This window comes from Stenotrophomonas sp. SORGH_AS_0282 (genome assembly GCF_030818125.1).
In the GTDB taxonomy this organism is placed as follows: domain Bacteria; phylum Pseudomonadota; class Gammaproteobacteria; order Xanthomonadales; family Xanthomonadaceae; genus Stenotrophomonas; species Stenotrophomonas rhizophila_A.
In genome coordinates this window covers 241,142-254,522 of record NZ_JAUTAB010000001.1, presented here as the reverse complement: position 1 = coordinate 254,522, position 13,381 = coordinate 241,142, and the positions used below count along the sequence as shown (strand labels likewise).

Below are 13,381 nucleotides of genomic sequence, written 5' to 3'. Positions count from 1 at the left end.
AACAGCCGCGCCATGCGCCTTCACGCGGCGCGCGCCGATCAGAGCAGCGGCTCGTCGGACAGGTAGGTGTAGCCGGTCAGGCCCGCCTCCAGCGCCTCGGACAGCTCCTGCGCGCGTTCCGGCGACAGTCTGGCCGCCGCCACCCGCTCGGCATAGCTGGCGCGCAGGTCGGCCAGGCTGTAGCCCACGTAGTCCAGCATCACATCGGTGGTGTCGCCGCGCCGCTGCTGGGTGATCGCGTAACCATCGGCGTCGGCCCGCACTTCGACCGCGTCGGTATCGCCGAACAGGTTGTGGATGTCGCCCAGGATTTCCTGGTAGGCACCGACCATGAAGAAGCCGATACGGTAGCTTTCGCCCGGCCGTACCGCATGCAGCGGCAGCGAGGTATCCAGGCTCTCGTTCTCGACATAGGTCTTGACCATGCCGTCCGAATCGCAGGTCATGTCGGCGATGATGCCGCGGCGCTGCGGCTGCTCGTCCAGGCGCTCGATCGGTACGATCGGGAACACCTGGTCGATCGCCCAGGCATCGGGAATCGACTCGAACACGCTGAAGTTGACGAAGTACTTGTCCACCAGCCGCTCGTTCAACTCATCCAGTGCCGGGCGGTGGCTCTTCTCGTCATAGCTCAGGCGTGCACGCACGGCATGGGCGATGGCGTAGAACAGGTCATCGATGCGCGCCCGCTGCGGCAGGTCGATCTGGCCCAGCGCATAGCTGGACAGGCCTTCGGCATGGAAATGCTGCGCTTCCTGGAACAGCTCCACCGCCGGGCGCTGGTCCAGGTCGTCATGGATTTCGCGCAGGTGGCGGATCGCGGCTGGCTCGTCGTCGTGCTGGTCAGGCACGCGGCCTTCCTGCGCTTCTTCGACCTCGGACACGTTGGCGATCAGCACCGCGTGGTGCGCGGTCATCGCGCGGCCGCACTCGGTGACGATCCGCGGCGGGGTCAGGCCGTGCTCTTCGCAGGCATTGGCCAGCGGCTGCACGATGTTGCCAGCATACGAATCCAGCCCGTAGTTGATCGAGCAGAAGCTGCGCGAACGGGTGCCTTCGTAATCCACGCCCAGCCCGCCGCCCACGTCCACGTGGGTGATCTTCGCGCCCAGGCGCGACAGCTCCACGAAGTAGCGGGTGGCTTCGCGCATGCCGTTGGCGATGTCGCGCACGTTGGAGATCTGCGAGCCCATGTGGAAGTGCAGCAGGCTCAGGCAGTCGGCGTACTCGGTGTCGCGCAGCGCCTTCCACAGGTCCAGCAGCTGGCGCGGGGACAGGCCGAACTTGGCCTTGTCGCCGCCGCTGTTCTGCCACTTGCCCGCGCCCAGCGAGGCCAGGCGCATGCGCACGCCCAGGCCCGGCTTCACGTCCAGGGCCTTGGCCTCCTCCAGCACCAGCTTCAGCTCGGAGGGCTTTTCGATGACGATGAAGGTCTGCAGGCCAAGCTTGCGGCCGATCAGGGCCAGGCGGATGTACTCGCGGTCCTTGTAGCCGTTGCAGACGATCAGCCCGCCCGGACGCGACAGCGCCAGCACCGCCATCAGCTCCGGCTTGCTGCCTGCTTCCAGGCCAAAGCCTTCACCGTGGTGGCTGGCGAGGGTGCCGGCCACGCCACGGTGCTGGTTGACCTTGATCGGGTACACCGCCGTATAGCCGCCGGCGTAGTCCCAGTCGGCCTGGGCCTGGCCGAAGGCGGCCTGCAGCTTGCCCAGGCGCTGGCCCAGGATGTCCGGGAAGCGCACCAGCAGCGGCAGCTTGGCCCCGGCCGCGCGCGCGGCGTCCACCACCTTGGGCAGGGACACCACCGGGCCGTCCTGGCCAGTCGGTCTCACCACCATGTGTCCTGCCTGATCCACGTCGAAGTAGCCATCCGCCCAATGCGGAATCGAGTAGGTCTTGCGGGCTTGGTCGAGGGACCAATCGGTCATTGCAGTCGGCCTGGTTGGTAAAAAAGGGGGTGCATGATAACGCCTATATGGCGACAGCTCCGTTATCATGCGCGCCCGCGCCCGTGCCCAGGTTGAAACCTGAACGGGCCTGCCCGGCTCCATCCCCCTCCGAACAGGACCGTTATCCCATGACTGACAACAACAACTGGTACATCGAGCATTTCGAGCGCACCGGCTCGGCCATCGGCTACCGCCTGAAGGGCAAGCTGGATGAAGTGCAGTCGCCGTTCCAGAAGATCGAGATCTTCGCCACCACCGACTGGGGCAACCTGATGACCATCGATGGCGCCATCATGTTGACCAGCAAGGACAACTTCTTCTATCACGAGATGATCAGCCACCCGGTGCTGTTCACCCACGCCGCCCCCAAGCGCGTGGTGATCATCGGCGGCGGCGACTGCGGCACCCTGCGCGAGGTGCTCAAGCACCCGGGCGTGGAGAGCGTGACCCAGTGCGACATCGACGAGCAGGTCACCCGCATGGCCGAGAAGCACTTCCCGGAACTGTGCGACTCCAACGATGACCCGCGCGCCGAACTGATGTTCGACGACGGCGTGGCCTACATGGCCAACTGCCCGGCCGGCAGCGTGGACGTGGTGATCGTCGATTCCACCGATCCGGTCGGCCCGGGTGAGGGCCTGTTCAACAAGGCCTTCTACGAGAGCTGCTTCAAGGCGCTGAAGGAAGACGGCATCCTGGTGCAGCAGTCCGAATCGCCGCTGATGCAGCTGGACCTGATCAACGAAATGCGCACCGAGATGGGCAAGGCCGGCTTCCAGTCGTTCAAGACCCTGCCGTTCCCGCAGCCGTGCTACCCCACCGGCTGGTGGAGCGTGACCCTGGCGCGCAAGGGCAAGAGCAGCTTCGACTTCCGCCAGTCCGATTCGGCCTCGAAGAGCTTCGACACCCTGTACTACACCGCCGCGCTGCACACCGGCGTGCTGGTCACCCCGCCGTTCGTGCAGGCTGCACTGAAGGGCTGATCGAACCGCAGGAAGAGAAAAAAACCCGCGCTGTCGCCAGCGCGGGTTTTTCATTCCGGCAGGTATCGACCGTTGGTCGATACAGGCCTCAAAGGGCCCAGATTCCCGCAATCACCAGCAGCACCAACCCCCACTTGATCGCGTGGTAGGCGAACGCGCTCTTGGCGCGCAGCGCCTTGGCCTTCAGCCGCACCTTGTACAGGCCACCGAAGGCCTTGTTCACTCCGCCGGTAGGGTCGCCGGGGAAGTTCGGCGAGGCGCCGCCGGCCAGCAGCGTCGATGCCACCGCGCGGTTGAACAGGCCCGGCAGGCCGAATCGCAGCGGGCGGGCGATGTCGCAGAACAGGATCACCCGGTCCGCATCGGTCTCGTTGTGCGCGTGGTGGATGTAGGTTTCGTCGAACATCATCCACTCGCCATCGCGCCAGCTCTTGCGGATGCCGTCCACCTCGATGTAGCAGCGGTCATCGTTCGGCGTGGCCAGGCCCAGGTGCAGGCGCAGCGAACCGGCGAACGGGTCGCGGTGCGGGCGCAGCTCGCTGCCCGGCGGCAACTGGGCGAACATCGCCGCGCGCACGTCCGGGATCGACTCCAGCAACGCGGTGGTCTTCGGGCACAGCTGCTTCGCCGACGGGTGCGACGGGCCGTACCACTTCAGGTAGAAGCGCTTCCAGCCGCGGCGGAAGAACGAGTTGAAGCCCGCATCGTTGTAACTGCTCGACGCGGCGATCTTTTCCGCATCGCGCAGCGCCAGCGCCTCATCGCGGATCATCTGCCAGTTGTCGCGCAGCGGCTGCAGCTGCGGGAACGACTGGCCCGGATCCAGGAACGGCGTGGTCGGCACCTTCGAGAAAAAGTACATGACCACGTTGATCGGGGCCATGAAGCTGGAATGGTCGAGCAGCTGGCGCGACCAGCGCGCGCGTACCTTGCCGCGGTAGTGCACGTACAGCACGCATGCCACGAACAGGGCCACCACAATAATCTTGATCATCAAGCATCCACCGGCCGCTGCCGGACGCCCATACGGGCCAAAAGAGGGGGAGAGCCGGGCGCGGCGGAGACGTGCCGTCAGGTGCGGTGCTGCCGCGCAGGCCGTGTTCAACACCGCTATGGTCCGCACCCTTTCTGTCCCGGTCAAGCCGGTCGGACGGGACGTTCATGCCCACCTGTCGAAGCGCCTCATTACGGCCGTGGGAACGAGGCATCGTCTCAGGCAGCGGGCAGCCATATGCAAGTCATTGATTTTGAATGTTTATCCATGGAACCAGGCGCTGCGCGCCGCGTGAACGCGACAAACTGTTCCACCCCCGGTTATGACATTTTTCCGACAAAGGGTGGTTTGGTGTACTCGCGAGTACTAAAATTAACGAAATCATCACCCTCCCCCATTCAGCAGCACCGGTACGCCTGACGCTTTGCGCCGACCGCCGGGTCGCCCCAGAACGTCATGAATACAATCGTTGCTTCGTGTGTCGACGACACCGCCCCCGCCGAGCTGCTCAAGCGCGGCGAACGCCTGCTTGAACCCGATGTCTACCGCACCTGCCTCAACGGGCAGCCGGCCGTGGTCAAGGACTACACCCGCTATCGCGGCACCCCGCTGTCGCCCATTGCGCGCCTGCTGGTCCGTCGCGAAGCGCGCATCCTGCAGCGCCTGGCCGGCTGGAAGCACGCGCCGGCCCTGCTCGGCACCATCGGTGGCCTCGCACTGGGCATGGAGTTCATTCCCGGGCAGACCCTGAGCGCGGCCCAGTCGGTGGGCATCGAAGTGTTCGAGCAGCTGCAGTTCGCGCTCGAGCGCCTGCACGCGGCCGGCATCACCCATAACGACCTGCACGGCACCAACGTGATGGTGAACGGAAACGTGCCCGTGCTGGTGGATTTCACCTCGGCCTGGCGCAGCCCGCGCTGGCTGCCGGTGCACCCGGTATCGCGGCAGCTGCGCCGCAGCGACCGCAAGAACCTGCTGAAGATGCGCCAGCGCCTGACCGGCACCCGCCCCAGCGCCGCCGAAGCGGCCCAGGTGGCCGACCCGCGCTGGGTGGCCAGCGTGCGGGTGGCCTGGAAGCGTTTCTACCGGTGGTTCAAGGGTTAAAGCGCGTCGGCGTCCAGTTCGCCGGTGCGGATCCGCACCACGCTGCCCAGGTCGTAGACGAACACCTTGCCGTCGCCGATCTTGCCGGTGCCGGCGGCCTTGACGATGGCTTCCACCACCTCGTCGACCTGACCGTCGGTGACTGCCACCTCGATCTTCACCTTCGGCAGGAAATCCACCACGTACTCGGCGCCCCGGTACAGCTCGGTGTGCCCCTTCTGGCGCCCGAAACCCTTGACCTCGGTCACCGTGATCCCGGTGACACCCCGTTCGGCCAGCGCTTCGCGCACGTCATCCAGTTTGAACGGCTTGAGCACCGCCATGACCATCTTCATCTGTTGGCTCCTGTCTTCGCGGCAGAGGATAACGCCTGTCCCCCGGTGAACGCGATGCACCCGCTTCGCACCGCTCCCTGCAGTGCGGATTATCCTTACCCGTGAAGCCTGGCCCGCCTGATGGTGGTTGCGGCCTGCCACGCCGAGAATTTCCCCACACGCGGAGACCCCATGATTGACCTCAACCAACTCGATGATCTGGCGCGCCGCCTGAGCGACATGGTCCCACCGGGGCTGCGCCAGTCGCGCGAAGAACTGCAGGCCACCTTCAAGAGCGCGCTCCAGGCCGGCCTGGGCAAGCTGGACCTGGTGACCCGCGAAGAATTCGACGTACAGCGCGCCGTGCTGCTGCGCACCCGCGAGAAGCTGGAAGCGCTGGAGAAGACCGTGGCCGCGCTGGAAGCCGCCGCCCAACCGCGGGCCGAGCGCCCGGCCCCGTAAAAAGGAAACCCGATGAGCCTGGCGCTGGTGCACAGCCGTGCCCGCGCCGGCGTCCACGCGCCCGCGGTCCGGATCGAAGTCCTCCTCTCCGGCGGTTTGCCGCATACCCAGATCGTCGGCCTGCCCGAAGCGGCAGTGCGCGAGTCGCGCGACCGGGTGCGCGCCGCGCTGGTCTGTGCCCAGTTCGAATACCCGCAGCGGCGCATCCTGATCAACCTGGCACCGGCCGACCTGCCCAAGGAAGGCGGCCGCTTCGACCTCGCCATCGCGCTGGGCATTCTTGCGGCCAGCGACCAGATCGACCGACAGCTGCTGGCCAACTACGAATTCCTGGGCGAGCTCGCCCTGACCGGCGAGCTGCGTGGCGTGGACGGTGCACTGCCCGCGGCCATCGCGGCAGCGGAGCTGGGCCGGACACTGATTGTCGCCAGCGCCAACGGCACCGAGGCGGCGCTCGCCCAGCATGCGGATGTCCGCGTAGCCCGCACCTTGTTGGAGGTGTGCGCCTCGCTGGAAAGCCGCTCGCTGCCACGGGCCGTGCCGGCGCCGGTGATCACGCTGGCGGTGCCCGACCTGCGCGACGTGCGTGGCCAGCAGCAGGCGCGCCGCGCACTGGAAGTGGCCGCTGCTGGTGGGCACCACCTGTTGTTGCTCGGCACACCAGGCTGCGGAAAGACCCTGCTGGCCTCGCGCCTGCCCGGCATCCTGCCCGATGCCAGCGAAGCCGAAGCGCTGGAAACGGCCACCATCGCCTCGTGCAGTGGGGCTGGCATCGACACCGCCCGCTGGCGTCACCGCCCGTACCGCGCGCCCCACCACACCGCCAGCGCCGTGTCGCTGGTCGGCGGCGGCTCGTATCCCCGGCCCGGTGAGATCTCGCTGGCGCACAACGGCGTGCTGTTTCTGGATGAGCTGCCCGAATGGAGCCGGCACACCCTCGAAGTACTACGCGAACCGCTGGAATCGGGAACGGTCATGGTGGCCCGCGCCGCACGCACCCACGCCTTCCCCTCACGCTTCCAGCTGGTGGCGGCGATGAATCCCTGCCCGTGCGGCTGGGCCGGCGACCGCAGCGGTCGCTGCCGCTGCAGCGGCGATGCCATCCAGCGCTACCGCGGGCGAATCTCCGGGCCGTTGCTGGACCGCATCGACCTGCATGTGGTGGTGCCAAGGCTGGAGCCGGGTGAGCTGCGCAGCGATGCACCGTGCGGCGAAGACAGCGCTACGGTACGCAGTCGCGTGGTCATGGCGCGCAACGTCCAGCTCGAGCGCAGCGGCAAGGCCAACGCACAACTCCTGCCTTCCGAGCTGGATGCGCACTGCCGCCTGGAGGACAACGACCAGCACCTGCTGGAAACAGCCGTGGAACAGCTGCAGCTCTCGGCCCGCTCGATGCACCGCATCCTGCGCGTGGCGCGCACGGTGGCGGACCTGGCCAGTTGCGACAAAATCACCACCGCCCATCTGGCCGAGGCCATCGGGTACCGGCAGGTCGACCGGGGCGGAGCGGGCTGATTCACCATCGACCTCAATCCTTGATGACGAACCCTTCGTTGAGGCCCGGCACCTTTCGGAAGCGCCTGCGGAGCCGACGGTACAGTGCTGCCACGCACCACCTTGGCCGCCATGGCCGCTTCACGGCCTTCGCAGTGCGTGCCTGCGCGGTCATCGCCCGTCTTTCCCGTTCCACTCCCGGTCCCATGCCTGGAACATCAGCACCGGCCAGAGGTGGGTGTGGTACTTCCGGTTGCCGCCGAGGAACGATTTCCATAGTGCCGACACAACCCGCTCATCGAGGATGCCGCGGTTGCGCATGGCAACCGGGTCCAGCAGTTCCTCGGCCCAGTCCCGCAGTGGCCCGTTGAGCCACTGTGCCACCGGGGCACCAAAGCCCTTCTTCGGGCGCCGGGTGTGGTGCTCGGGAAGGAAGCGCTCAAGCGCGCGCTTCAGCACAGCCTTGGTCTCGCCACGGTGCAGCTTGTGCTCGAACGGAGTGCCCCATGCCGCGCACAGCACCTCATGGTCGAGGAAGGGGCTTCTCGCCTGTACACCGAATGCGCCGAACGCACGGTCCGACTTGGTCATCAGCCCCTCGCTCAGCTCGTTGGTCTGATCCAGGTAGAGCAGCAGCTCACCCGGGTGGCCGGCGGGATGCAGGGTAGTGTCCAGGAACGGATGCGGCGGTTCAGTCGCCGCCTTCAGCACACGCGACGGATCACGCCAGCGCGAGACACGCGCCAGATAGGTTTCGGCAAGGGATCCCGACGTGGCTTCCGCGATCAGCGCCGCAATGCCGCCCAGCCGCGCTCGTTCCGGCGCACGCGAGGCATAGGCCCTGCACGCGTTGCGTAGTGGCCCGGGCAGGTGCCGGACCAGCCCATGGTTCCGCAGCGCCTTCACGTACGACCCGTGGCCAAAGAAGAGCTCATCGCCGCCATCGCCAGTGAGGATCGTGCTGCACGATGCGCCGGCCGCCTCCGCCGCAAGCAGTGTTGGAATGGCGGACGAGTCGGCATAGGGCTCGCAGAAGACGCGGGGCATCATCTCGACCAGGCGGATCGCATTCGCGTCGTCCATGAGCAGGCGTGTGTGTCGGGTGCCGAGCAACCTGGCCACGTCGGCGGCCCACTCCGATTCGTCATGGCCCGACACATCGAAGCCGACGGAAATCGTCTCCACGGCGTCTGCGCTGCGTCGCTGCAGCAACGCTGCAATCAGGCTCGAATCGACGCCACCGGACAGCAGGGTTGCCGTAGCGCCGGCACGTGACGCGCAGACGGCACGTTCCAGGCTGGCGACCACCCTGTCCACTGAACCGCTCAGCGTTGCCCGCCCGCGCGAGGCGATCTGCGCTTCTGCTTCCTGACGGAGGGCCCAGTAAGGTTCGAATGAGCCTGCCGCATCGCAGGCTGCATCGTGTTCGGGCACGTCGGGCAGGTGGAACACCCGCAAGGCGCCGGCGGGCAGTTTGTAGATGCCACGATAGGCTGTCAGCGGTGCCGGGATGTATCCATGGCGGAACAGCTGGGCGACCGCGTGCGGAGCAACCTCCAGGCACCCGTCGCTTTCCTGCCGGAGCGTCTTCAGCTCGGAGGAGAAGACCAGCCCGAAGCGGGTGCGCATGAAGTAAAGATCGGATTGGCCCATGCGATCCCGGGCCAGGGTCAGCGTTCGAGCGCGCTCGTCCCAGATGGCCACGCTCACCGGCTCCTGCACGCGGCGCAGGGCATCAACGACGCCCACCGACGCAAGCAGGTTGGCAATGGACCGCGACGCAGAGGTGGGACCTGCTGCCACGCCGGATCCGCCGGTGGCCACGAGGTATCGGCCATCCGGGCTGGAGGCCAGGCAGCGTGCTTCATCGAGCGCCGATACGGTGGCCAGTGCAAGGCCAGCGCCGGGTCGCTCCACTACCTCCGAATGCCGGCCACGGTGCGCCAGGGAATGGGCCAAGCGCCGTGCCGTGGTACTCAACGCGTTGCCCCACACCTCCCTGTGGGCTATCCAACTTCCTGCAATTGCCGACACGTACTGCTCCACCCGATCAACGCTGCTACTGCCGCATCAGAGCAGGGTGTAGGGCGCGTCCCGCCCGGGCCATGCAAGTACTTTCAAAGCAGCCTTTGGAATGGTGTTGGCGTTCAGGTGGTGGGGGGTTCTGCTCCGTTGCTGGTCATGCGTTACCGGGGGTTGCGCCGTTGTCGGCGGTTGTTTGGGAACCAACCCTACCGCCAGTGGCGCGCGGCGCGTGTGCCGTCGCGATACCTTGGCGGCAGGGTTGGATCCGCTCCTGCTTACTGGAAGTCCAGCGACAGCTCGACGAACATCGAACGGCCGAAGGCGTTGTAGACGCCCTGGTCGTAGTACGGCCAGTTGCCGTTGGTGCTGTCCACCGGCGGCCGCTCGTTGGTGAGGTTGTTGGCCGTGAGCAGCACGCTGGCCAGCTTGTTGATGCGGTAGTTGAGCGTGGCGTTCCAGGTCGTCCACGGGCCGATGTTGCGTTCCTCGCCGGTGGCATTCCAGGTCCGGGCATTGCGCACGCCGTACACGTTGGTGCTGAAGGCACCGATGTTCCAGTTCACGCCCAGCGTTGCGCGGTACTGCAGCTCGTTGGAATAGCCACAGCAGAGCATGTCGTAGACCGGGTCGCCTTCCTGCTGCTGCAGTTCGTGCTTCAGCGGCCGGTAGTAGCCTGCGGTCACGCCGAAATCACCAGCGCGCCCGGCGCTCCAGCGGTAGTCGCCCGATGCCTGGATGCCGGTCTGGCGCTGCTTGGCCAGGTTGATCGGATACGAGAAGACCTTGGATACGCCGTTGGGATTGAGCGGGTCGGTGGCCGGCAGGCGCTGCACCTGGGCCAGGACCTGGCGACAGGTTGGCGAGTTGATGTCGAATGCCACATCGCCATTCTCGGACGTCCCCAGGCGGCAGTTGGCCTCGGTGGCGAGGATGCTGTCGGTGCCCAGGATGGACACTTCGTTCTCGATCTTCACCGAGTTGTAGTCCAGCGACAGGTTCAGGGCATTGTCCAGCGCCGACCAGACCACGCCATAGGTGAAGGTTTCCGCCGTGATGTCCTTGAGGTCGCGGTTGCCGGTGCTGGAGGACAGCACCGACAGCGATGCCTGCGGGCACTCGTCGAAGTTTTCGGAGGTGTAGCCTGCGCTGCGGCACAGGAAGGTGTCCACGTTGGTGGTGTAGCCGCTGCTCTCGCGCGAATACAGGTAGAACATGTCCGGCGAGCGGAAGGCGGTGGCATAGCTGCCACGCAGCAGCAGGGAATCGATCGGGCGATATTCCAGGCCGAGCTTCCAGGTCGCCTTGCCGTTGCCACCGCCGCCCTGCAGGGAGTACTTGTCATAGCGCCCCGACAAGTTCGCGCTGAACGTGTCGAAGATCGGCACCTGAAGTTCGGCGCCCACCGCATAGAGGTCACGCTGGCCTTCGGCCGAGGTCCCTGCGGTCTGGCCACGGAACAGCACGGCGGCATTGGGATCGGCCGACTGGTTGAAGAACTTCTCGCGGGTGCCCTGCAGGATCATCGCAAAGCCGACATCGCCCGCCGGCAGGCCGAACAACGACGTATTGGTCACCAGCGCGGTCACACCGGTACGCGACGCCGAAGACGCGGCGCGGTTGGTGCCGCTGAACTGGTCGTACTGCGCGCGGGTGAGGGGCTGGTACAGCACGTCCAGGTTCGGCGCATAGGCTTCGTAGCCGTTGACCGTGCCCAGCTGCGGGCCAAGGTAATAATCGTCAATACCGCCCCTGGCCAGGAAGTCGGTGGACTTGCGGGTGACGTCGGTGCTGGAGCGGTTCACGTAAACGTCGTAATCGAAGCCGGTGTCGCCCAGCCCGCCGCGTGCGCCGGCGGTGATGTTCCACGAGCGGGTATAGACGCGCTGGTCCTTCGCGTCCATGCCGACTTCTTCGGGCGCGTAGATGCGCTGCCACTGCTCATAGTTTCCAGTGGTCTGGTTGTAGAAGGTCTTGTTCCAGAACGGGCTTCCCCCGGAATAGGTGGGCCGGCCGAAGCTGAAGAGAATGTCCGAGTACAGCTCGGTGGTTTCGCTGAGGTGGTAGCGCAGGAAGGTGGTGGCGTTGACGTCCTCGCTCTTGTTGTAGAGCGTGGCGGTGCCGACGTTGTCCGGGCTGCCGCAGTAGTAGCCGGTGCCGGCCGCGTTGCGATGCGCGTAGGTGGTGCTGCCACCGAACAGGTAGGACAGGGGGGCGCAGGTGGCCTGGCCGGGGTCGATGTAGCCGTTGGGGGACATCTGCATGCGCAGGAAGGTACGCGAGGGGTCCTGCGGCCCGGTCGGGCTGTCGTTGACGCTGTCGATGTAGCTGCGGTCGGAAGCGAAGATGGGCTTCTGCTTGGTGTATTCCAGCCCGTAGCTGAGGTCCAGGTTGCCGAAGGAATGGCCGCTGCTGAAGATGAAGCGCTGGCTGGAGCCGCCGCCATCGCTGTAGCCGCCAGCGCGGTAGCGGAAGTGGGTGCCCTCCACCTTGTCCTTCAGCACGATGTTGATCACGCCCGCCACGGCCGACGAGCCGTACACCGACGACTGCCCACCGGTGAGCACGTCGATGCGTTCCACCATGCCCAGCGGAATGTTGGCGATGTCCACGATGCTGGTGTTGCCGTTGTAGGCAAGCGGATAGCTGTTGAGCGGCCGCCCGTTGAGCAGGGTGAGCGTGTAGCTCGGGTCCAGCCCGAACAGGCTGACGGTCTTTGCGCCCGGGGTGTAGAAGCCGGTGCCCTGCGAGTCCTGCACCGAGCCGTTGGCCATCGGCAGCGAGCGCAGCGCATCGAACACCGTGGTGAAGCCCTGTGCCTCGATTTCCTCGGCCGTGATGGTGGTCACCGGCGAAGGCCCTTCGATCTGCGCGCGGGGAATCAGCGAGCCGGTGACGTTCACCGTATCCAGCTGACGGGTAGCCGGCGTGGCGCCTTCTTCGTCGGAGGGGGACGCCTGTGCCTGTGCGGCCAGGGGGTGGAGCAGTACGGATGACACCAGCAACGACAGCAACGTGCGCTTCATCTTGCAGATCTCCAGTACAAGGTCTCCCGGCACCGCATCGGCGCAGGAGAGTTGGGGGTGCAGGGGCTTCCGTGGGGCGTGGGGTGCAGCTTTTCTAGATCGATCTAAATGAATTGTCAACAATTTGAAATGAAACCATTTCCAAGCGCTTAGATCGAACGAAATGGCACTTGCGGGCGGCCGCTGCCGTGTTGCAGGATCAGCGCGGTTGCCCATCACGTCCTGGAGTGCCGCGTATGCGTCTGCGCCGTTGCCTGATCGTCCCTGTCGTTGCTGCAACCCTCGCGTTTCCCGCCGCACACGCCGCGGAAATCCAACAGACGCGCGATGGCGTCACCCTGACTTACCAGGACCAGAGCGGATCAACGGTTGCTGCCGTGCGCGACCGCATCATCGCCACCTTCTTCGCCACGTATCCGCGCGAACGCCGCGATTACCATCCCGCTGCGCCGTCCAGCGTGCGTATCGTCATGGACCCGTCGTACGACGGGGTTGCGTATGTAGGTGAGAAGGAGAAGTCGGCCACCATCACCATCAACCCGCGCTGGTTGGAGAAACATCCCAACGACACCGACCTGGTAACCCATGAGGCCATGCACATCGTGCAGGGCTACCCGGGCTATGCCAGCGAACAGGCGCCGTCATGGTTGGTAGAGGGCATCGCCGACTATGCCCGCGACCATTACGGCGTGGACAACGCTGCTGGCGGCTGGGCGCTGCCTTCGCAGGTCAAGCCGGAGCACAAGGTGGACACCGGCTACCGCGTTACCGGTGCGTTCCTGAAGTGGAGCGAAGCCGGGCATCCGGGGTTGGTGAAGGCGCTGGATGCGGCGCTGCGCAAGGGCACCTATACGCCGGCGTTGTGGAAGGCGCACACCGGCGAAGACCTGGCCGCGCTGTGGGAGGCTTATGTTGCGCAGCAGGGTAATGGTGCGCGCGGCGCTTGATCCCGTAGCACGAAACGCTCGATGGCCAAGGCCACGCCGTCTTTGGAATCCGGCTCCGGGGCTGGCCTTGCGCGGTCAGCTCAGTG

The 13,381-nt window shown here is 65.9% G+C and carries 10 protein-coding genes; 5 read left to right on the top strand and 5 right to left on the bottom strand.

Annotated features, from left to right (window positions below; genetic code table 11):
* Window positions 1–38: 38 nt before the first annotated feature.
* A complete protein-coding gene (gene speA / locus QE395_RS01060) occupies window positions 39–1,928 on the bottom strand; it encodes an arginine decarboxylase (RefSeq protein WP_306987321.1) in 1,890 nt (629 codons plus the stop codon).
* Window positions 1,929–2,077: 149 nt separating this feature from the next.
* Here speA and speE point away from each other — a divergent pair, with 149 nt between their 5' ends.
* Window positions 2,078–2,932 carry a polyamine aminopropyltransferase gene (gene speE / locus QE395_RS01055; protein ID WP_306987320.1) on the top strand — a complete coding sequence of 285 codons (855 nt, stop codon included), beginning with the start codon at window positions 2,078–2,080 and terminating at the stop codon, window positions 2,930–2,932.
* 88 nt (window positions 2,933–3,020) lie between these two features.
* Here speE and QE395_RS01050 read toward each other — a convergent pair whose 3' ends face one another.
* Complete coding sequence (locus tag QE395_RS01050) at window positions 3,021–3,926, bottom strand: aspartyl/asparaginyl beta-hydroxylase domain-containing protein (RefSeq protein WP_176472607.1); 906 nt, start codon at window positions 3,924–3,926, stop codon at window positions 3,021–3,023.
* A gap of 456 nt (window positions 3,927–4,382) precedes the next feature.
* On the opposite strand from QE395_RS01050, the gene QE395_RS01045 reads away from it, so the two are divergent.
* Window positions 4,383–5,030, top strand: a complete 648-nt coding sequence (locus tag QE395_RS01045) for an RIO1 family regulatory kinase/ATPase (protein WP_184125935.1) — start codon at window positions 4,383–4,385, stop codon at window positions 5,028–5,030.
* On the opposite strand, the gene QE395_RS01040 is transcribed toward QE395_RS01045, so the two are convergent.
* Window positions 5,027–5,365 carry a P-II family nitrogen regulator gene (locus QE395_RS01040; RefSeq protein ID WP_068854331.1) on the bottom strand — a complete coding sequence of 113 codons (339 nt, stop codon included), beginning with the start codon at window positions 5,363–5,365 and terminating at the stop codon, window positions 5,027–5,029. The genes QE395_RS01045 and QE395_RS01040 overlap by 4 nt on opposite strands.
* A 171-nt stretch (window positions 5,366–5,536) precedes the next feature.
* Here QE395_RS01040 and QE395_RS01035 point away from each other — a divergent pair, with 171 nt between their 5' ends.
* Window positions 5,537–5,806 (top strand): accessory factor UbiK family protein, encoded by a 270-nt coding sequence (locus QE395_RS01035; protein ID WP_306987318.1) that lies wholly within the window; start codon window positions 5,537–5,539, stop codon window positions 5,804–5,806.
* A gap of 12 nt (window positions 5,807–5,818) precedes the next feature.
* Window positions 5,819–7,321, top strand: a complete 1,503-nt coding sequence (locus QE395_RS01030) for a YifB family Mg chelatase-like AAA ATPase (RefSeq protein ID WP_306987317.1) — start codon at window positions 5,819–5,821, stop codon at window positions 7,319–7,321.
* A 150-nt stretch (window positions 7,322–7,471) separates the two neighbouring features.
* Here the strand turns inward: QE395_RS01030 and QE395_RS01025 are convergent, their stop codons facing one another.
* Together QE395_RS01025 and QE395_RS01020 are read right to left on the bottom strand one after the other, a co-directional pair.
* On the bottom strand, window positions 7,472–9,259 hold the full coding sequence (locus QE395_RS01025; RefSeq protein WP_176472608.1) for an asparagine synthase-related protein: 1,788 nt from the start codon (window positions 9,257–9,259) through the stop codon (window positions 7,472–7,474).
* A 341-nt stretch (window positions 9,260–9,600) separates the two neighbouring features.
* Window positions 9,601–12,348, bottom strand: a complete 2,748-nt coding sequence (locus QE395_RS01020; protein WP_176472609.1) for a TonB-dependent receptor — start codon at window positions 12,346–12,348, stop codon at window positions 9,601–9,603.
* A gap of 236 nt (window positions 12,349–12,584) precedes the next feature.
* Here QE395_RS01020 and QE395_RS01015 point away from each other — a divergent pair, with 236 nt between their 5' ends.
* Window positions 12,585–13,295: a basic secretory protein-like protein gene (locus tag QE395_RS01015; protein ID WP_068854334.1), complete on the top strand. Its 711-nt coding sequence runs from the start codon at window positions 12,585–12,587 to the stop codon at window positions 13,293–13,295.
* The last annotated feature ends 86 nt before the right edge of the window (window positions 13,296–13,381 follow it).

Bases quoted from the DNA above. Each gene is read 5' to 3' on its own strand.
- QE395_RS01040 (WP_068854331.1), bottom strand. From the start codon at position 5,365: ATGAAGATGGTCATGGCGGTGCTCAAGCCGTTCAAACTGGATGACGTG.
- speA (WP_306987321.1), bottom strand. From the start codon at position 1,928: ATGACCGATTGGTCCCTCGACCAAGCCCGCAAGACCTACTCGATTCCG.
- QE395_RS01045 (WP_184125935.1), top strand. From the start codon at position 4,383: ATGAATACAATCGTTGCTTCGTGTGTCGACGACACCGCCCCCGCCGAG.
- QE395_RS01030 (WP_306987317.1), top strand. From the start codon at position 5,819: ATGAGCCTGGCGCTGGTGCACAGCCGTGCCCGCGCCGGCGTCCACGCG.
- QE395_RS01035 (WP_306987318.1), top strand. From the start codon at position 5,537: ATGATTGACCTCAACCAACTCGATGATCTGGCGCGCCGCCTGAGCGAC.
- QE395_RS01015 (WP_068854334.1), top strand. From the start codon at position 12,585: ATGCGTCTGCGCCGTTGCCTGATCGTCCCTGTCGTTGCTGCAACCCTC.
- speE (WP_306987320.1), top strand. From the start codon at position 2,078: ATGACTGACAACAACAACTGGTACATCGAGCATTTCGAGCGCACCGGC.
- QE395_RS01020 (WP_176472609.1), bottom strand. From the start codon at position 12,348: ATGAAGCGCACGTTGCTGTCGTTGCTGGTGTCATCCGTACTGCTCCAC.
- QE395_RS01050 (WP_176472607.1), bottom strand. From the start codon at position 3,926: ATGATCAAGATTATTGTGGTGGCCCTGTTCGTGGCATGCGTGCTGTAC.